General features: G+C 68.4%; 15 protein-coding genes. 8 read left to right on the top strand and 7 right to left on the bottom strand.

Annotated features, from left to right (window positions below):
- The first annotated feature begins 75 nt into the window (after nucleotides 1-75).
- The 3 genes from ABL843_RS05775 to ABL843_RS05765 are packed head-to-tail and all read left to right on the top strand — an operon-like array spanning nucleotide 76 to nucleotide 3,832.
- Complete coding sequence (locus tag ABL843_RS05775) at nucleotides 76-1,557, top strand: alkaline phosphatase (protein ID WP_369659502.1); 1,482 nt, start codon at nucleotides 76-78, stop codon at nucleotides 1,555-1,557.
- Between the two features lie 32 nt (nucleotides 1,558-1,589).
- On the top strand, nucleotides 1,590-3,125 hold the full coding sequence (locus ABL843_RS05770) for an alkaline phosphatase (RefSeq protein ID WP_418119267.1): 1,536 nt from the start codon (nucleotides 1,590-1,592) through the stop codon (nucleotides 3,123-3,125).
- Entirely contained in the window at nucleotides 3,122-3,832 is a 711-nt protein-coding gene (locus ABL843_RS05765; protein WP_418119266.1) for a hypothetical protein, read from the top strand. The genes ABL843_RS05770 and ABL843_RS05765 overlap by 4 nt, the downstream gene beginning before the upstream one ends.
- Nucleotides 3,833-3,886: 54 nt before the next feature.
- Here the strand turns inward: ABL843_RS05765 and ABL843_RS05760 are convergent, their stop codons facing one another.
- Both ABL843_RS05760 and ABL843_RS05755 read right to left on the bottom strand, forming a co-directional pair.
- Nucleotides 3,887-4,366 carry a DUF1854 domain-containing protein gene (locus ABL843_RS05760; protein ID WP_369659505.1) on the bottom strand — a complete coding sequence of 160 codons (480 nt, stop codon included), beginning with the start codon at nucleotides 4,364-4,366 and terminating at the stop codon, nucleotides 3,887-3,889.
- Complete coding sequence (locus ABL843_RS05755; RefSeq protein ID WP_418119265.1) at nucleotides 4,363-6,654, bottom strand: ABC transporter ATP-binding protein; 2,292 nt, start codon at nucleotides 6,652-6,654, stop codon at nucleotides 4,363-4,365. Before ABL843_RS05755 ends, ABL843_RS05760 begins: the two co-directional genes overlap by 4 nt.
- A 139-nt stretch (nucleotides 6,655-6,793) precedes the next feature.
- On the opposite strand from ABL843_RS05755, the gene cphA (ABL843_RS05750) reads away from it, so the two are divergent.
- The 5 genes from cphA (ABL843_RS05750) to ABL843_RS05730 all read left to right on the top strand — a co-directional run bounded on the left by cphA (ABL843_RS05750) (nucleotide 6,794) and on the right by ABL843_RS05730 (nucleotide 13,199).
- Nucleotides 6,794-9,031, top strand: a complete 2,238-nt coding sequence (gene cphA, locus ABL843_RS05750) for a cyanophycin synthetase (RefSeq protein WP_418119264.1) — start codon at nucleotides 6,794-6,796, stop codon at nucleotides 9,029-9,031.
- A gap of 43 nt (nucleotides 9,032-9,074) precedes the next feature.
- Nucleotides 9,075-11,642 carry a cyanophycin synthetase gene (cphA, locus tag ABL843_RS05745; protein WP_126025654.1) on the top strand — a complete coding sequence of 856 codons (2,568 nt, stop codon included), beginning with the start codon at nucleotides 9,075-9,077 and terminating at the stop codon, nucleotides 11,640-11,642.
- A gap of 155 nt (nucleotides 11,643-11,797) precedes the next feature.
- Entirely contained in the window at nucleotides 11,798-12,208 is a 411-nt protein-coding gene (locus ABL843_RS05740) for a hypothetical protein (RefSeq protein ID WP_369659508.1), read from the top strand.
- A 72-nt stretch (nucleotides 12,209-12,280) separates the two neighbouring features.
- A complete protein-coding gene (locus tag ABL843_RS05735) occupies nucleotides 12,281-12,772 on the top strand; it encodes a hypothetical protein (protein WP_418119263.1) in 492 nt (163 codons plus the stop codon).
- Between the two features lie 136 nt (nucleotides 12,773-12,908).
- Nucleotides 12,909-13,199 (top strand): hypothetical protein, encoded by a 291-nt coding sequence (locus tag ABL843_RS05730; protein WP_126025651.1) that lies wholly within the window; start codon nucleotides 12,909-12,911, stop codon nucleotides 13,197-13,199.
- Nucleotides 13,200-13,239: 40 nt separating this feature from the next.
- On the opposite strand, the gene ABL843_RS05725 is transcribed toward ABL843_RS05730, so the two are convergent.
- From ABL843_RS05725 to ABL843_RS05705, 5 genes are all read right to left on the bottom strand, one after another.
- Complete coding sequence (locus tag ABL843_RS05725; RefSeq protein ID WP_184634943.1) at nucleotides 13,240-14,157, bottom strand: dihydrodipicolinate synthase family protein; 918 nt, start codon at nucleotides 14,155-14,157, stop codon at nucleotides 13,240-13,242.
- Nucleotides 14,158-14,166: 9 nt separating this feature from the next.
- Nucleotides 14,167-15,915: an IlvD/Edd family dehydratase gene (locus ABL843_RS05720; protein ID WP_418119262.1), complete on the bottom strand. Its 1,749-nt coding sequence runs from the start codon at nucleotides 15,913-15,915 to the stop codon at nucleotides 14,167-14,169.
- 42 nt (nucleotides 15,916-15,957) lie between these two features.
- Nucleotides 15,958-16,986: a galactofuranose ABC transporter, permease protein YjfF gene (gene yjfF, locus ABL843_RS05715; RefSeq protein WP_369659512.1), complete on the bottom strand. Its 1,029-nt coding sequence runs from the start codon at nucleotides 16,984-16,986 to the stop codon at nucleotides 15,958-15,960.
- Nucleotides 16,983-18,032 carry an ABC transporter permease gene (locus ABL843_RS05710; RefSeq protein ID WP_418119261.1) on the bottom strand — a complete coding sequence of 350 codons (1,050 nt, stop codon included), beginning with the start codon at nucleotides 18,030-18,032 and terminating at the stop codon, nucleotides 16,983-16,985. Before ABL843_RS05710 ends, yjfF begins: the two co-directional genes overlap by 4 nt.
- 166 nt (nucleotides 18,033-18,198) lie before the next feature.
- Entirely contained in the window at nucleotides 18,199-19,722 is a 1,524-nt protein-coding gene (locus tag ABL843_RS05705; RefSeq protein ID WP_418119260.1) for a sugar ABC transporter ATP-binding protein, read from the bottom strand.
- Between the last annotated feature and the right edge of the window lie 5 nt (nucleotides 19,723-19,727).

The raw sequence follows: 19,727 nt of genomic DNA, 5'->3' as shown, positions 1-19,727 counted from the left end.
TCTGACGTCTTTAGATTTCATCGCCAGAAATGGCGCACGCCCGGTGCGCCGGTCCAACAACCAACCGAGGGAATCATGACCCAACGCCTTATCGCCCCAGCACTGCTGGGCGTCTCTCTCCTGCTGTCCGCCTGCGGCGGCAGCAGCAACAACAACGGCATCGTGCTGCCGTTCATCCCACCGTCGAACACCACGCCGCCTCCGCCCGCGGCGCAGGCGCCGAAGAACGTCCTGTTCTTCCTGGGCGACGGCATGGGCATCACCACCATGACCGCCGCGCGCATCTACAAGGTCGGCGAAGACGGCGACCTCACGATGGACACGCTGCCCGAAACGGCCTTCGTCCACACCTATTCGAACGACGCCCAGGTCACCGACAGCGCTCCTTCGATGTCGGCCTACATGACCGGCGTGAAGATGAACAACGAAGTCATCTCGATGAGCGCCGAGACCAAGGCCACCGACGCCTCGGGCAAGGCCTACCACGTCAACTTCGACAGCACCTGCCCCTCGGGCAACGGCCAGGCCGTCGAAACGCTGCTCGAGCAGAGCAAGGCCAAGGGCTACGCCACCGGCGTGGTCACGACCACCCGCATCACGCACGCCACGCCCGCCGCCACGTACTCGCACGTGTGCCACCGCGACGCCGAGAACACCATCGCCGCCGCGCTGGTGCCGGGCGGCGCCGGCTACAACGGCAAGCTGGGCGACGGCGTCGACGTGTTCTTCGGCGGCGGCACCGACTACTTCACCGCCAAGGAAGACGGCGGCAAGCGCAACGACAAGCGCAACCTCATCGCCGAACTGAAGGCTGCGAAGTACAGCTTCGCCGCGAACAAGAGCGAGTTCGACAAGCTGCCGGCCGACGGCGCCACCAAGATCGCCGGCCTCTTCACCAAGAGCCACATGGCGTACGACCTCGACCGCGACGCCACCAAGGAACCGAGCCTGGCCGAGATGACCGGCAAGGCCATCGACGCGCTGGCCGCGCGCAAGAAGGGCTTCTTCCTGATGGTGGAAGGCGGACGCATCGACCATGCGCTGCACGCCACCAACGCACGCCGCGCCCTGCAGGACACGGGTGCCTTCGACGACGCCATCAAGCTCGCGCTCGACAAAATGCAGGCCGTCGACCCCGGCCTGAAGAACACGCTGGTAGTCGTCACGGCCGACCACGACCACACGCTGCAGCTCAACGGCTACGCCGCGCGCACCGGCAAGACCGAGGCAGGCAAGCCTGGCGTGCTGGGCCTCGTGAAGGACTACGTCGACACCAGCAAGACCAGCAAGGACGTCGACGGCAACCCCTACACCATCATCGGCTTCGGCAACGGCCCGCGCCGCCTCGCCACGCGCGGCCCGATCTCCGACGCCGAGCTGGAAAGCAAGGACTACAGGCAGGAAGCCGTGGTGCCGATGGATGCGGCCAGCGATTCCGAAACCCATGGCGGCGCCGACGTGTTCCTCGGCGCGCAGGGCCTGGGCGCCGACAACTTCGCCGGCGTGATCACCAACACCGACGTGTTCGGCCTCATCAAGAAGGCGGTCGGCCTGTGAAGGGCAGCGAACGCTCATCGACGAACACAACCATGAACACGACGACCATGAACCGCATCACCCGCAACACCCGCCTGGCCGCCGCCCTCGTCTGCGCCGCCGCCGGCACCCTGGCCGGCACCGCGCACGCCGCCGGCGAAGCCAGGAACGTCATCTTCTTCCTCGGCGACGGCATGGGCCCCGTCACCGTGACCGCCGCGCGCATCTACAAGGGCGAGAAGCAACTGGCTGCACAGCCCGGCTCGCTGGTGAGTCCCGAGCGCGCCAACCTCGTCATGCAGTCGCTGCCCTACGCCGCGCGCGTGAAGACCTTCTCGCTCGACGGCCAGACCACCGACAGCGCGCCCTCGATGGCCGCCTACATGACCGGCGTGAAGATGCGCAACGAAGTCATCTCGATGTCCAGCGACACCACCGCCGTCGACGGCACCGGCAAGCAGTACATCAGCGGCGAGGACACCACCTGCCCGCCCACTAACGGCAAGGCCGTCGACACGCTGCTCGAACTCGCCAAGGCCAAGGGCCGCTCGGTGGGCGCGGTGTCGACCACGCGCGTGGGCCACGCCACGCCGGCCACCACCTACTCGCACATCTGCAACCGCAACGGCTACAACAGCATCGCCGAGCAGAGCGTTCCGGGCCACGCCAACTACAACCCCAAGCTGCTCGACGGCGTCGATGTGCTGATGGGTGGCGGCCAGCGCAACTACCTGCCGGTGGCGACCAACCCCGGCAGCAAGCGCACCGACGGCGTCGACCTGGTGGCCGCGATGAAGGCCAAGGGCTACACCTACGTCGACACCGGCACCAAGCTCAAGGCCGTCGACACGGTCGCCACCGGCAAGCTGCTGGGCCTGTTCTCCCAGAGCGAGATGGCCTACGAGCTCGACCGCGTGAAGCAGAGCCTCGACCAGCCCAGCCTGTCGGAGATGACCGAGAAGGCGCTCGGCGTGCTCAGCAAGAACGACAAGGGCTTCTTCCTGATGGTGGAAGGCGGCCGCATCGACCATGCGCTGCACGGCACCAACGCCAAGCGCGCGCTCGAAGACACGCTGGCCTTCGACACGGCCATCCAGACCGCGCTCGACTTCATGAACAAGAAGGACCCCGGCCTGAAGAACACACTGGTGGTGGTCACGGCCGACCATGACCACGCGATCGCCTTCAACGGCTATCCGAAGATCGGCAACCCGATCCTCGGCAAGGTCAACAGCTACGCCGACGGCAAGCTCGCGAAGGCCGCCGACGGCAACCCGTACACCACGCTGGTGTTCGGCAACGGCGGCCGGCCCAACGCGACGGGCTCCAGCCAGGTCAACCCCGAAGACGGCAACAAGCCGTGGATCGCTCCGGCGCGTGCGGCCTCGCGCGACGACCAGACCGCGATGGACACGACGGACGACAACTTCCTGCAGGAAGTCGGCATCAACCTCGGCACGCCCGGCGCCGAAACCCATGGCGGCGGCGACGTGATGCTGTTCGCGGGCGGCGCTGGCTCGAAGATCTTCAAGGGCACCGTGGAGAACATCAAGGTGTTCAACAAGGTCAAGGAAGCGGCGGGCCTGTGAGCGCATCCGTGGCACTGAAAACGCTGCTGGCGGCAGCGGCCCTCGCGGCACTTCCGCCGGCGGCCAGCGCCGCCGGCGATGCCGAGGCGCCCGACCAGAACCTGCGCATCCAGCACCATGTAATGACGATCGGCAAGGACGGCGTGCAGCGCGAGAGCCGCTACGCCGACCTGATGTTCCGCCGCGCCGGCACGGTGTGGATCGAGCGCGAGCTGCCGCCCGCGCTTCGCGCCGACCACGACCACGAGGCCAGCGAAGCCAAGGTGCACATCGGCCACTCGCACGCCGACAACACGGCCGCGCCGCTGTGGCTGAGCCGCGATCCGGCCGGCAAGGTGCTGGTGAACATGGTGCTGCGCCAGCAGCGCAAGCTGATCGAGGTCGACAAGGCCAACTACGGCAACGTGGGCTACGGCGGCTCGTGGGCGAATGCCTACTGGCTCGTCGACCCCGCCAGCCTGCCGCGCATGAAGTCGCTGGGCACGGCCGGCAAGGGTGTTCAGCGCTACGAGTTGCAGCAGGGCGAGAGCACGCTGCGCATCGAGTGGGACACGGTCGGCCGCTACGCGCGCAGGATCGAGCAGCGCAACGAGCACGGCACCTCGCTCAACGTGATGACGGCCTCGTCCATCCCGGCGCCGAAGACGCTGCCGTGGAAGACCGCCGATTCCTACGAACGCGGCGAATATTCCGACCTGCTGGATTGACCGGCTTTTCCGGTGCTCCACGCAGAGAGGCCTTCGGGCCTCTTTTCTTTTGGACTAGAGGAAGCGCTCCAGCAGCTTGCGCGAGGCCCGGTCCAGCGTCTTCACATCCGGAATGCGGAACTGCACGCCGTGCGCACTTGCGATCAGCAGCGCGCCGCCTTCGAGCCGTCGGATGTCCTCCTCGGCCTTGAGCACGAAGCTGGTCTCGCCGCGGTCGGTGCTGATGGTCCAGGTGCTGGGAACGCCGAAGCTCGACACGCCGTGCAGCTTCAGCAGCGTGGGCGCGAAGTCGCGCACCGCGAGGTCTTCCTCGAGCAGCGCCTTGGCCTGCGCCGGCAGCTGCTCGACGCTGTCGATCCAGACCAGCTCGCGCCCTTCGCTGCCGACCAGCGAGATCCCGTGGCCGGGCGCGCTCAGCGGAAAGGCTCGCACGGGCACGATGCCGACGTGGCGCTCGCCCTGGGCGTCGGTCAGCACGAGGCGGCCGAAGGCATCGCGTTCGAGTTCGAAAGATGGCGTGTTGTGGTCGGTCATGCGTCCCCCGCCGGATGAGCCGCGTGGCTGATAGCCAGCGGCGCCTGCGCGCTGGCGCGCTCGTCGGCAGCGCCTTCGCTCGCGTCGTCGTCGCCCTGGCGCAGCTGCGCCTGGTAGAGCCGCCAGTAGGCGCCCTGCTTCGCCATCAGGGCGTCGTGCGGGCCGACCTCGACGACCTCGCCGCGGTCCATGACCACGAGGCGGTCTGCCTTGCGCAGCGTCGACAGGCGGTGCGCGATGGCGATGGTGGTGCGGCCCTGCACGAGGTTGTCGAGCGCCTTCTGGATTTCCTTCTCGGTCTCGGTGTCCACGGCCGAGGTGGCCTCGTCGAGGATCAGGATGCGCGGGTCGATCAGCAGCGCGCGCGCGATGCTGATGCGCTGGCGCTCGCCGCCCGACAGGCCCTGCCCGCGCTCGCCCACCAGCGAGTCGTAGCCGTGCGGCAGGCGCAGGATGAAGTCGTGCGCATGCGCGGCCCGCGCGGCGGCCACGATTTCCTCGCGCGTGGCGTCGGGCTTGCCGTAGGCGATGTTCTGCGCGATGGTGCCGAAGAACAGGAACGGCTCCTGCAACACCAGCCCCACGTGCCGGCGGTAGTCGGCCACGGCGAAGCGGCGGATGTCGGTGCCGTCGACCTTGATGGCGCCGTCGGTCACGTCGTAGAAGCGGCAGATCAGGTTGACCAGCGTGCTCTTACCCGAGCCGCTGTGCCCCACGAGGCCGATCATCTCGCCGGGCTCGATGGTCAGGTCGAGGTCGTGGATGACCGCGCGCGAGCCGTAGCGGAAGCCCAGCCCGCTCATGTCGATGCGGCCCTGCACCCGCTCCACCTTCACCGGGTTGGCCGGCTCGGGCACGTTGCTCACGTGGTCGAGGATGTCGAAGATGCGCTTGGCCCCCGCCGCGGCCTTCTGCGTGACCGAGACGATGCGGCTCATGGAGTCGAGGCGGGTGTAGAAGCGCCCGATGTACGCGATGAAGGCGGTGAGCACACCCACCGTGATGCTTCCGCGCGCCACCTGCCAGATGCCGAACGCCCAGACCACGAGCAGGCCGATTTCGGTGAGCAGCGACACGGTCGGCGTGAACAGCGACCAGGTGCGGTTGAGCTTGTCGTTGACCTGCAGGTTGTAGGCGTTGGCGACGCGGAAGCGCTCGGCCTCGCGGCGCTCCTGCGCGAAGGCCTTCACCACGCGGATGCCGGGAATGGTGTCGGCCAGCACGTTGGTCACTTCGGACCAGACGCGGTCGATCTTCTCGAAGCCGGTGCGCAGGCGGTCGCGCACGACGTGGATCATCCAGGCGATGAAGGGCAGCGGCACCAGCGTGACCACCGCCAGCAGCGGGTTGATGGAGATCAGGATGACCGCGGTCATCACGATCATCAGCACGTCGTTGGCGAAATCGAGCGCGTGCAGCGACAGGAAGACGTTGATGCGGTCGGTTTCGGAGCCGATGCGCGCCATCAGGTCGCCGGTGCGCTTGCCGCCGAAGTAGTCCAGCGGCAGGGTCAGCAGGTGCTCGTAGGTGGTGGTGCGCAGGTCGGCGCCGATGCGCTCGGACACCAGCGCCAGCAGGTAGGTGCGCGCCCAGCCCAGGCCCCAGCCGACCAGCGCCGCGATCAGCAGGCCGCCCAGGTACAGGCCCACGCGCATGGAATCGATCTTCTGCCCGTTCTGGAACGGAATCAGGATGTCGTCCATCAGCGGAATGGTCAGGTAGGGCGGCACCAGCGTCGCGGCGGTGGAGAACAGGGTCAGGAAGAACCCCGCGATCAGCTGCTTGCGGTAGGGCTTGGCGAAGCGGCCGAGGCGCAGCAGCACCCAGGTGGAGGGCGGGGTCTGGAGTTCGGCGTCGGCGGAATCCTCGCCCTCGGCAGTCTCCACGGCCTCGGGTGTCTCCTTGGCGACACCGCCCGCCATGCGCTGGCCGAACAGCTTCATCAGCCGCAGCGCCGCGACCTGTCCGGCCAGGGTATAGCGCCACCGTGCGAGCCGTCCGGCGGGACCCGCCAGGTCGAGGGTGCCGACGCCTGCGTGGTCGGAAACGCGCATTTCCAAGGCCGCATCGGTTAGCGGCCACTCACGCCAAGTCCCATCGGGATCGAGCGAAATCAGCTTCCGGTCAGTCAGGGCGACTAGGCCGGAAGCGAAGCGAAGTTGGTCGTCGAGGTCAACCGTCAGTGTTACCAGAACGTTTTCCGCGACTGCGAGGCGGTTTTTCAGTGCTTGCGCTGATGCCGCTTCTGTTTCGCCCTCCCGGGTGCCGACTGGATCGTGATGTTGCATTGTGTTTCTTTGACTCTTGCCCGTCGCGGGCCTCTTGGACCGCGTCATGGCGCCCCAGGTCGGGCGCCGATTCTGACCGATAGCCATGGGTGCGCTTGAAGGCGCCGTGGTGCTCGGCCAAAGCACATCGAACGTTTGCATGACCCGTTTCGACGACATCCAACTGCTGCGCATCAATTATTTGCGCGGCCCCAATCTCTGGACCTACCGTCCCGTACTCGAAGTCTGGCTCGACCTGGGCCAGCTCGAAGATTTCCCCTCCAACAAGATCGACGGTTTCACCGACCGCCTGACCACCCTGCTGCCGGCGCTCATCGAGCACCACTGCGGCGTCGGCGAGCGCGGCGGCTTCATCCAGCGCCTGACCGAAGGCACCTGGTCGGGCCATGTGCTGGAGCACGTCGTCATCGAGCTGCTGAACCTGGCCGGCATGCCGACCGGCTTCGGCCAGACCCGCAGCACCTCGGAGCATGGCGTCTACCGCATGGTGTTCCGCGCCCGTGACGAGCAGGTCGCCCGCGTGGCGCTGGCCGAGGGCCACCGCCTGCTGATGGCGGCCATCAACAACGACCCGTTCACCGCCGCCGACGTGCAGAAGGCCGTCGACGCGGTCAAGGCCAAGGTGGAAGACTGCTACCTCGGTCCGAGCACCGCCGCCATCGTGGCCGCCGCCACCGACCGCGGCATTCCCCACATGCGGCTGAACAGCGGCAACCTGGTGCAACTGGGCTACGGCGCCAACCAGCAGCGCATCTGGACCGCCGAGACCGACTACACCAGCGCCATCGGCGAATCGATCGCCAGCGACAAGGAGCTGACCAAGTCGCTGCTCGCGAGCTGCGGCGTGCCCGTGCCCGAAGGCCAGGTGGTCGCCGACGCCGAGGAAGCCTGGGAAGCCGCCGAGGACATCGGCCTGCCCGTGGTCGTGAAGCCATCGGATGCCAACCATGGCCGCGGCGTGTCGCTCGAGCTGACGACCCGCGAGGAAGTCATGGCCGCTTTCGCGGTCGCCGAGCCCGAGGGCAGCGACGTGATGGTCGAGCGCTTCATCCGCGGCCACGAGCACCGCCTGCTGGTGGTGGGCGGCGAGGTGGTGGCGGCCGCGCGCGGCGAGATCATCACCGTGACCGGCGACGGCCAGGCCAGCGTGCGCGAGCTCATCGAAAAGCAGCTCAACAGCGACCCGCGCCGCGGCGCCGAGGAAGAGTTTCCGCTCGACGTGATCCTGATCGACACCGACGCCAAGCTGCAGCTCGAGCTCAAGCGCCAGGACCTGAGCGCCGACGCCGTGCCCGCCGCCGGCCGCGTGGTCACGATCCAGCGCAACGGCAACATGGCCAACGATTGCACCGACCTGGTGCATCCCGAGGTGGCCCACGCCGCCGTGCTGGCCGCCCGCGTGGTGGGCCTGGACATCGCCGGCATCGACCTCGTGGCGCAGGACATTTCCAGGCCGCTCGGCCCGCAGGGTGGCGCGATCGTCGAAGTCAACGCCGGCCCCGGCCTGCTGATGCACCTGAAGCCGGCCGTCGGCTCGCCGCGCCCGGTGGGCCGCGCGATCTGCGACCACCTGTTTCCCAACGACGCGCCCGGGCGCATTCCCGTGGTCGGCGTGGCCGGCTCGCGCGACACCGCCGTGCTGGCGCGCCTGGTGGCATGGCTCATCAACCTGGGCGGCCGCCACACCGGCCTGGCCTGTCGCGACGGGCTGTTCCTCGAGCGCCGCCGCGTCGACGCACGCGACAGCGCCAACTGGGAAGCGGGCCACCGCCTGCTGGTGAACCGCGCCGTGCAGGCCGTGGTGATCGAGAACGGCGCCGAGACCATCCTGCGCGACGGTCTCCCGTACGACCGCTGCGAAGTCGGCATCGTCACCGACCTCGACGGCTGCGAAACGCTGGCCGACTACGACATCACCGAGAGCGACCAGATGGTCAAGGTGCTGCGCACGCAGGTCGACGTGGTGCTGCCCGAGGGCACGGCCGTGCTGAACGCCGCCGACCCGCGCGTCGCCGGTCTCGCGCCGCTGTGCGACGGCGCCGTCATCCTCTATTCGGCCGACGCGCAGGCTCCCGCGCTCACGGCGCACCAGACCGCCGGCGGCAAGGCCGTGCTGGTCCGGCAGGACCGCGTGGTGCTGGCCAACGGCAGCAGCGAATCGTTCCTGCCGGGCCTCGGCCGCCTGACAGTGTGGCGCGCCACGCATGCCGGCGTGAGCCTCGAAAGCCTGCTGGCCGCCGTGGCCGCGGCCTGGGCCATGGGCATTCCGCTGAACCTGATCGGCGCCGGGGTCGAAGCCTTCGAGGCCGACCTGCAGGCCGCGCTGGCCTCGCTGCAGCTCTCGCAGACCCAGCCTCTCCAACCCCAATTTGCCTGAGGCCCCCGGCCCCGGCAGACAGTACCGTAGCTCTCGCAGCCCCATGAAAGTCACCCGCACCCGAGCCCTTCGCGGGCCCAATCTCTGGAGCCGCCATACCGCCATCGAGGCGGTCGTGGCCTGCCAGGGCGACGAGAACGCCATCAGCAAGCTGAGCGGCTTCGAAGACCGCCTGCGCGCGCGCTTCCCGACCATTGGCGAGCTGCACCCGATGGTGCTGGGCCAGCCGCTGGCGCTGGCCCACGTGCTGGAGAACGCTGCGGTCGCGCTGCAGGCGCAGGCCGGCTGCGCGGTCAACTTCGGCCACACCTCCCCCACCGTGGAAGAAGGCGTCTACCAGGTCGTGTTCCAGTACAGCGAGGAGGCCGTGGGCCGCCGCGCCGCCGAGCTGGCCGAGGAGCTGATCGTCGCCGCCCAGAACGACACGCCCTTCGACGCCGAAGCCGCCATCGCCGAGCTGCGCGACCTCGACGAGTCGGAGCGCCTGGGCCCGAGCACCGGCTCCATCGTCGATGCGGCCGTGGCGCGCGGCATTCCGTACCGCCGCCTCACGCGCGGCAGCCTGGTGCAGTTCGGCTGGGGTTCCAAGCAGCGCCGCATCCAGGCCGCCGAAGTCGACAGCACCAGCGGCGTGGCCGAGTCGATCGCGCAGGACAAGGAACTGACGAAGCAGCTGCTCAACGCCGCCGGCGTGCCGGTGCCGCTGGGCCGCCCCGTGAGCAGCGCGGAAGACGGCTGGGCCGCCGCCAACGAGATCGGCCTGCCGGTCGTGGTGAAGCCGCAGGACGGCAACCAGGGCAAGGGCGTCACGGTCAACATCAACTCGCGCGAAGAACTGTTCGCGGCCTACGAATCGGCCGCCGTCTACGGCGAGGTGATGGTCGAGAAGTTCCTGCCCGGCTTCGACTTTCGCCTGCTCGTGGTGGGCGACCGCCTCGTGGCCGCCGCGCGCCGCGATCCGCCGCAGGTCATCGGCGACGGCAGCTCCACCGTGCGCCAGCTGGTCGACACCGTGAACCTCGACCCGCGCCGCGGCGAGGGCCACGCCACCTCGCTCACCAAGATCCGCCTGGACGACATCGCCATCGGCCGGCTCGAATCGCAGGGCCTCACGCCCGACAGCGTGCCCGCGCGCGGCCAGCGCGTGGTGCTGCGCAACAACGCGAACCTTTCCACCGGCGGCACCGCCACCGACGTGACCGACACCGTGCACCCCGAAGTCGCGGCGCGCGCCATCGACGCGGCGCAGATGGTCGGCCTGCACATCTGCGGCGTCGACATGGTCTGCGAGAACGTGCTGCGCCCGCTCGAGGAGCAGCACGGCGGCGTGGTGGAGGTAAATGCCGCGCCCGGACTGCGCATGCACATCTCGCCGTCGTTCGGCCGCGGCCGCGCGGTCGGCGAGGCGGTCATGGACACCCTCTTCGCCCACGGCGACGACGGCCGCGTTCCCGTGGTGGCCGTCACGGGCACCAACGGCAAGACCACCACCGCGCGCCTGATCAACCACCTGCTCGCATCGAGCGGCCTGCGCACCGGCATGACCAACACCGACGGCGTGTACGTCGACGGCCGCCAGACCGACAGCGGCGACTGCAGCGGCCCCAAGAGCGCGCGCAACGTGCTGATGCACCCCGACGTCGACGCGGCAGTGTTCGAAGTGGCGCGCGGCGGCATCCTGCGCGAGGGCCTCGGCTTCGACCGCTGCCAGGTGGCGGTGGTCACCAACATCGGCAGCGGCGACCATCTGGGCCTGAACTACATCACCACCGTGGAAGACCTGGCGGTGCTCAAGCGCGTGATCGTGCGCAACGTGGCGCCCGACGGCTACGCGGTGCTCAACGCGGCCGACGTCAACGTCGCCGCCATGGCGGCAGGCTGCCCCGGCAACGTGATCTTCTTCACCGCCGACCGCATGCATCCTGTGATGGCCACGCACCGCGCGCAGGGCAAGCGCACGGTGTACGTCGACCAGGACACGCTGGTGGCCGCCGAAGGCTCGTGGCGCGAACGCATTCCGCTGCGCGACGTACCCATCACGCGCGGCGGCAGCATCGGCTTCCAGGTCGACAACGTGATGGCCGCCGTGGCCGCGGCCTGGGGCGTGGGCCTCGACTGGGACACCATCCGCAGCGGCCTCGCGAGCTTCATGAACGACGCGGCCGGCGTGCCCGGGCGCTTCAACGTCATGGACTACCGCGGCGCGACCGTGATCGCCGACTACGGCCACAACACCGACGCCATGCGCGCGCTGGTGTCGGCCGTGGATACCATGCCGGCGAAGAAGCGCTCGGTGGTCATCAGCGGCGCGGGCGACCGGCGCGACTCCGACATCCGCGACCAGACGGCCATCCTCGGCCAGGCCTTCGACGACGTGATCCTCTACCAGGACGCGGCGCAGCGCGGCCGCGCCGACGGCGAAGTCATGGCGCTGCTGCGCCAGGGCCTGCAGGGCGCGGCCCGCACGCGCTACATCGACGAGATCCGCGGCGAGTTCGTGGCCATCGACGCCGCGCTGGCGCGCCTGCAGCCGGGCGATCTCTCGCTGATCCTGGTCGACCAGGTCGAGGAAGCGCTCGCTCACCTGGCCCAACGGATCGCAGCAGGCTGAAGCCGCGCTTGCCGGACATGTCCCACACGCTGGGGCGCGTCCGGCCCGGTTGGCGGCGTGCGGCTGTCCCACAGACCGCCGGCCGCCTCCCACAGCACACTGGGGCTCCAGTCACGCACCTCCTGGAGGGCGTGCCTTCACACAGAGGAGCCCGCATGAGAAAAACCCTTCGTTCCGTTCTTTCCGCCACGGCCGCCTTCGCCGCCGGTGGCTTCATCGTCTTCGGCGCGCAGACGGCCAGCGCGCAGGCGCCGGGCAGCGACGCCCGCCTGCAGAAGGAGCGCGCCACCTGTGACGGCGTCCAGCAGGACCGTGCCGCCTGCCTGCGCGAAGCCGGAGCCGCGCGCCAGGAAGCGGCCCGCGGCGGCCTGACCAGCCCCAGCCCCGCGCGGGAGCAGGTCAATTCGCTGGCCCGCTGCAGCGAACTGCCCGCAGCCGAGCAACCGGCCTGCGAGGCGCGCATCAAGGGCGGTCCGCGCACCACCACCGAAGGCAGCGTGATGGGCGGCGGCGTGATCCGCGAGACCGTGACGCCCCTGCCGCCGCAGACAGTGCCGGCGCGCTGAATCGAATGAACCCGCCCAGATACGGGCGGTCCAATCTCTCCTGGTTATCCAGCTCACCTCAAGGAGTCATCCATGAAAAGCAACCCGCGTTCGATGCTCTTCGCCATGTTCGCCGCCGGGGCACTCACGGTTTCCGCAGCCGCTTCGGCCGCACCGCCGCAGCGCGGTGAATCGTCCAGCACCTACCAGCAGGAACTGGCCGTCTGCGGCCACAACCAACAGGATCGTGCCGCCTGCATCCGCGAAGCCGGCGCCGCGCGCCAGGCCGCGGCACGCGGCGGCCTGACCAGCGCCCCCGACTACCGCGCCAATGCGCTCGCCCGCTGCGGCCTGCAGCAGCCTGCCGACCGCCCGGCCTGTGAAGCCCGCGTGCTCGGCAGCAGCGGCAACACCACGGCCAACGTCGACGGCAGCGTGATGGGCGGCGGCGTGATCCGCGAGTCGGTCACCACCACCATGGTTCCGGTGCCCCCGCCGGCCATGGCACCCCAGCCGATGCCGATGCCGCAGCCCATGCCGCAACCGATGCCGATGCCCCGGCCCATGCCGGCGCCCATCCGTTGATCTAGCAGTCTTTCCACACAGGGGCATCGCCATTTCCCCCGGGAAGGCGATGCCCCTAATGTCATATTTCTGTCACAAAACGCCGCGGCGTGCTAGCTATAGTTCCCGGTCCCTGCCTACCGAGGAACTCTTTTTCATGAATGCCATCAAGGTCGCTCGCCGATTCATCGAAACGGACCCGGCCAACGATTCGGCCAAGATCCTGGCCCAGCTCGTGCTGGCTCTGGAGTCCGAACGAAGCTTCGAACTCATCACCCTCTACGAACTCGACTACAAGAGCTTCCAGCTCGCCATGGACATCCTGAAGGAGTGGCGCCTCGACCGCTACTACGCCAGCAAGTCCAAGCTGTTCGATCTGTCGCTGCAGGTCAGCGAACTCGAAAAGAGCAGCGAACCCAGGAAGAACGCACCCGAAGCCAAGGCCTGAGCGGCCCCGGCTTCCTTCCCACCCCTCTTCTCTTTTCTCTTCACTTCCCCCAACGCAGCACCATCGGATCGAGTCGCCTTGCGGTCTCGATCAGGCCGGCACGCGTGTCGGGGTGCATGGCCGGCAGGGGGTGGCGGGGCGCCTCGCAGGCGATCACACCGCCCTCCTTCATCAATGACTTGCAGGCCAGCAGCCCTGCCTGGCGGTTCTCGTAGTTGATGAGCGGCAGCCACTGCTGGTACAGCGCGAAGGCCTTGTCGCGGTCGCCCGAGCGGTGCGCCTCGATGATCGGGCGGATGCCGTCCGGATAGCCGCCCCCCGTCATCGATCCGGTCGCACCGGCATCGAGGTCAGGCATCAGCGTGATGGCCTCCTCGCCGTCCCACGGTCCCTCGATGGCGTCGCCGCCCAGGCGGATCAGCTCCCGCAGCTTCGATGCGGCGCCGGGCGTCTCGATCTTGAAGTACGCCACCTGCTCGATCTCCTTCGCCATGCGCGCGAGGAACGGCGCCGACAGCACTGTGCCGCTGGCCGGCGCGTCCTGGATCATGATCGGAATGCCCACCGCGTCCGACAGCCGCGCGTAGAACTCGTAGATCTGCGGCTCGGGCACGCGGAAGGTCGCGCCGTGATACGGCGGCATCACCATCAGCATCGCGGCGCCCATGTCCTGCGCACGGCGGCTGCGCTCGGCGCAGACCTTGGTGCTGTAGTGCGTGGTGGTCACGATCACCGGCACGCGGCCCTTCACGTGTTCGAGGATGGTTCGGGTCAACACCTCGCGCTCCTCGTCGGACAGCACGAACTGCTCCGAGAAGTTCGCGAGGATGCAGAGCCCGTCCGAGCCCGCGTCGATCATGAAGTCGACGCAGCGCTTCTGGCTTTCGAGATCGAGCGCGCCCTGTTCGGTGAAGGTGGTAGGCACCACCGGGAAGATGCCGCGGTATCTGGGGGTCATGGTGATAAATCAGTGTGAGTGGCGGGGAACGGCGGCGCCTCTGCAGCCGACGAGAAAATCGAAGTCGCAGCCCTCGTCGGCCTGCAGCACGTGGTTGACGTAGAGCTTCTGGTAGCCGCCGCCGCGCGTGCTCATCGGCTGCGCGTCCGAAGCGGACAGCGAAGCCAGCCGCGCGGCCAGCTCCTCGTCGCTGATGTCCAGGTGCAGGCGCCCTGCATCGCAGTCGAGCTCGATCCAGTCGCCGTCGCGCACGGCGGCCAACGGCCCGCCGTCGGCCGCCTCGGGCGCGACGTGCAGCACCACGGTGCCGTAGGCCGTGCCGCTCATGCGCGCGTCCGAGATGCGCACCATGTCCTTCACTCCCTGGCGCAGCAGCTTCGGCGGCAGCCCCATGTTCCCGACCTCGGCCATGCCCGGATAGCCCTTGGGCCCGCAGTTCTTCAGCACCATCACGCAGCTCGCGTCGATGTCCAGGTCTTCGTCGGCGATGCGCTCCTTGTAGTGCTCCAGGTTCTCGAACACCACCGCCCTGCCCCGATGCTTCAGCAGCTCCGGCGACGCGGCCGAGGGCTTGAGCACCGCGCCGCGCGGCGAGAGATTGCCGCGCAGGATGCGGATGCCGCCGTCGGCGATCAGCGGCTTGTCGATCGGGCGGATCACCTCGTCGTCGAGGCTGGGCGCGTCGCGCACGTTGTCCCAGAGCGACTGGCCGTTCACCGTCAGCGCATCGGGATGCGGCAGCAGCCCGTTCTCGCCCAGCCGGCGCAGCACGGCCGGCAGTCCGCCCGCGTAGTAGAACTCCTCCATCAGGAAGCGCCCCGAGGGCATCAGGTCGACGATGGTCGGCGTGTTACTTCCGATGCGCGTCCAGTCCTCCAGCTCCAGATCGACGCCGATGCGCCCGGCGATCGCCTTCAGGTGGATCACCGCGTTGGTCGAGCCGCCGATGGCCGCGTTCACGCGGATCGCGTTCTCGAAGGCCTCGCGCGTGAGGATCTTCGACAGCGTGAGCCCCTCCTTCGCCATCTCCACCGCGCGCATGCCCGACATCTGGGCGAGCACGTAGCGCCGCGCGTCGACCGCCGGAATCGCCGCGTTGTGCGGCAGCGAAGTGCCCAGCGCCTCGGCCATGCAGGCCATGGTCGAGGCCGTGCCCATGGTGTTGCAGGTGCCGGCCGAGCGCGACATGCCGCCTTCGGCCGAGAGGAACTGGTGCAGGTTGATCTCGCCCGCCTTCAGCGATTCGTGCAGCTGCCACACGGCCGTGCCGGAGCCGATGTTCTTTCCCTCGAGCTTGCCGTTGAGCATCGGCCCGCCCGTGACCACGATGGCGGGAATGTCGCAACTCGCGGCGCCCATCAGCAGCGCGGGCGTGGTCTTGTCGCAGCCCGTGAGCAGCACCACCGCATCGACCGGGTTGCCGCGAATGGCTTCTTCCACGTCCATGCTGGCGAGGTTGCGCGTGAGCATCGCGGTCGGCCGCAGGTTCGATTCGCCGTTGGAGAACACCGGGAACTCCACCGGGAAGCCGCCCGCCTCCGAGATGCCGCGCTTCACGTGCTCGGCGATCTTGCGGAAGTGCGCGTTGCAGGGCGTGAGCTCCGACCATGTGTTGCAGATGCCGATGATCGGCCGGCCGTCGAATTCGTGGTCCGGAATGCCCTGGTTCTTCATCCAGCTTCGATACATGAAGCCGTTCTTGTCGGCCGAGCCGAACCATTCGGTCGAGCGCAGTTTCTTCGGAGGGGTGTCCGGCATGCGAGTTGTCCTGAGGGAGAGAAAAGGGAGAAAAAAAGAAGGTCAGCGCCGTGGCGTGCGCGACGTGAAGAAGCGCTGCAGCAGGCAGAACACGAACAGCAGCGCTCCGACGACGATGCGCGTCCACCACGAGCTCAACGTGCCGTCGAAGGAAATGAGCGTCTGGATGATGCCCAGCATCAGCACGCCGAAGAGCGTGCCCGCCACGTAGCCCACGCCGCCGGTGAGCAGCGTGCCGCCGATCACCACCGCCGCGATGGCGTCGAGCTCCAGCCCGACCGCATGCAGGCCGTAGCCCGAGAGCATGTAGAAGGTGAAGATCACGCCCGCCAGCGCCGAGCAGAAGCCCGAGAGCGTGTACACGCCGATGAGCGTGCGGCGCACCGGCAGCCCCATGAGCACCGCCGACTGCTCGCTGCCGCCGATGGCGTACACCGCGCGCCCGAACGGAGTGCAGTGCGCGAGAAAGATCGCCGCCAGCAGCACCGCGATGGCGATCACCGCGCTGATCGACACCGAGGCCTCGCCCCACACCGGGATGCGGATCTGCGAGACCTCGGAGTAGAACTCGTTGGTGATGCTGATCGAATCGATGCTGATGAGGTAGCAAAGCCCGCGCGCCAGGAACATGCCCGCGAGCGTGACGATGAAGGGCTGCAGCCTGAAGCGCTCGATGAGCACCCCCATGAAGGCGCCGAACGCCGTGCCCATCGCGAGCACGAGCGGAATCACGATGCCGGGGCTCCAGCCGTGCTTCTCCACCAGCGAGGCCGACACCATGGTGGTGAGCGCGATCACCGAGCCCACCGACAGGTCGATGCCGCCCGAGAGGATCACGAAGGTCATGCCCACCGCCACGACGATGAGGAAGGCGTTGTCGATCAGCAGGTTGAGGAAAACCTGGGCCGAGAAGAAGCCGTCGTAGAAGACCGAACCCAGCGTCGCCACCAGCACGAACAGCGAGACGGTCGCCGCCAATGGCAGGTACTTGGGATTGAGCCCCCTCTTGCCCCCTCTCCCGCGCGCGGGAGAGGGTTGGGGTGAGGGTGCAGCCTCGATCACCGCGCTCATGCCCGTCCTCCTTCATGCACCGGCCGCTGCACCAGCGTGCGCACCTGCGACCTGAACTCCGGCGACTGCAGCAGCATCACCACGAACACCACACCCGCCTTCACCACGAGGTTGATCTCGGGCGGCACGCCCAGCGAGTAGATCGCGTAGGTAAGCGTCTGGATGATGAGCGCGCCGATCACGCTGCCCACGAGGCTGAAGCGCCCACCCGTGAGCGCGGTGCCGCCCAGCGTCACCGCGAGGATCGCGTCGAGTTCGATGAGCTGGCCCGCGTTGTTGCCGTCCGCGCTCTTCACGTTGGAACTGATGAGAAGCCCCGCCACGCCCGCGCAGGCGCCGCAGAACGCATACGCGCCCACGATCAGCCGCCGCGCCTGCACGCCCGCCACGCGTGCCGCCGTCGGGTTGATGCCCACCGCCTGGATGAAGAGCCCCAGCGCCGTGCGCGTGATCGCCAGGTACAGCAGCACGAACACCGCCGCCACGATGAACAGCGAGAACGGCAGGCCTAGCAGGTAGCCGCTGCCGAGGAAGAAGAAGGGCTTGTAGTAGATGGTGATGATCTGCCCGTCGGCGATCAGCTGCGCGATGCCGCGCCCCGCCACCATGAGGATCAGCGTCGCGATGATCGGCTGCATGCCCACCTTCGCCACCAGCAGGCCGTTCCACAGCCCGCACACCAGCGCGATGCCGATGGCCGCGAGGATCGCGAGCGGCATCGGGAAGCGGCTCGTTTCGCTGGACACCGAGCCTCCGATCATCCAGGCCGCGAGCGCCGCCGCGATGGCCACCACGGCGCCCACCGAGATGTCGATGCCTCGGGTGGCGATCACGAGGGTCATGCCCAGAGATACAAGCACCAGCGGCGCGGCGCGGTTGAGGATGTCGACGAGGCTTCCGTACAGATGGCCGTCGCGCCACTCGAGGTGGAGGAAGCTGGCGTTGAAGGCGGTGTTCACCGCGAGCAGGAGCAGCAGCGTGACGATGGGCCAGGCGAGGCGGTGGCGCATCGCAGCCGCCAAGCGATTGTTTTCGGCGTTGGTCATGACAGTTGCTCCACCGAGGCGGTCTTGCCCCCTCTCCCGCTTGCGGGAGAGGGTTGGGGTGAGGGTGTGGCCTGAACCGGAGCACCTTGCTTTTCGAAAGCCGATGCCCTCACCCTAGCCCTCTCCCGCAAGCGGGAGAGGGGACAACACGAAAACAGGGTCGCCATCACGTCGCCGCAATCATTTCGTACACCTCATCCTCGGTCGAGCCGCCCGGCAGCTCTCCCACCTTCTTCCGGTCGCGCAGCACCACGATGCGATGCGCCACGCGCACCACCTCGCTCATCTCCGACGAGATGAAGATCACCGCCATCCCGGCCTTCGCGAGCCGCAGGATCTCTTCCATGATCTCCTGCTTGGCCGCCACGTCGATGCCGCGCGTGGGCTCGTCGAGGATCAAGAGGCGCGGCTCGGTCGCGAGCCAGCGCGCGATCACGGCCTTCTGCTGGTTGCCGCCCGACAGCAGGCCGATGGGCGTCTCGACGCTCGCCGTCTTGATGCCGAGCGACGCGACGAACTTCTCCGCCATCGCCGTCTGCTCCGCGTGCGAGAGAAAGCGCTTCGTGCCCAGCCGCGCCTGCAAGGCCAGCGCGATGTTCTCGCGCACCGACAGCTCGGCGACGATGCCGTCCGTCTTGCGTTCTTCCGGACACAACGCCAGGCCTTCGCGGATCGCGTCGGCCGGATTCGAGAAGCTCACGCTGCGGCCATCGACCTTGAGCACGCCGCGGTCCGGCGTCTCCAGCCCGAACAGCAGCCGCGCGAGTTCGGTGCGTCCGGCGCCCAGCAGGCCGGCGATGCCGACGACCTCGCCCGCGCGCACGAGCAGGTCGGTCGCCTGCAGCTGGCCCGCCTGCCCGAGCCCCTCTATCTGCAGCAGCGCGGGCGCAGCCTCGTCGAACGCAGGCAAGGCGGCCGGCCGCGCCGACTGCGCCGCCAGCTCGCGGCCGAGCATCGCGGCGATCAGCGCCTGCGGCCCGAGGTCGGCCGCCTTCCATTCGCCGATCCAGGCGCCGTTGCGCAGCACCGTGATGCGGTCCGACACCGCGTACATCTGGTTGAGGAAGTGCGTCACGAAGACGATGGCCAGCCCCTCGGCACGCAGCCGCCGCAGCACGTCGAAGAGCTTCTCGACCTCGTCGTCGTCGAGGCTGGAGGTGGGCTCGTCGAGGATCAGCACCTTCGACGACACGCCCAGCGCCCGCGCGATCGCCACCATCTGCTGCACCGCCACCGAGTAGCTGGACAGCAGCCGGGTCACGTCGATGTCGAGCCCGATGCGCGCCAGCAGCTCCTCGGCGCGCCGGTTCACCGCGGCCCAGTCGATGCGAAAGCCCTGCGCCGCGCCCTTGCGCGGATAGCGCCCGGCGAACACGTTCTCAGCCACCGAGAGGTTCGGGCACAGGTTCACTTCCTGGTAGACGGTGCTGATGCCGAGCTTCTGCGCCTCCAGCGGCGAATGCGCACGGATCGGCCTGCCCTCGAGCAGCATCTCGCCACCGCTGGACGGCAGCACGCCCGTGAGCACCTTGATCAGCGTCGACTTGCCAGCGCCGTTCTGCCCCATGAGCGCGTGGATCTCGCCCGGATACAGGTCGAGCCGCACGTCGCGCAGCACCGGGATGCCACCGAATTGCTTGTGGATGCCCCGGAGCTGGAGAACGGGGCTGGTGGCGCTTGCGTCTGCCATGTGCT

Origin of the sequence: Variovorax sp. 350MFTsu5.1 (genome assembly GCF_048302515.1) — a bacterium.
Classification (GTDB): domain Bacteria; phylum Pseudomonadota; class Gammaproteobacteria; order Burkholderiales; family Burkholderiaceae_C; genus Variovorax; species Variovorax guangxiensis.
Note: the sequence above shows the minus strand (reverse complement) of the source record. Positions and strands in the feature narration are given on the sequence as shown.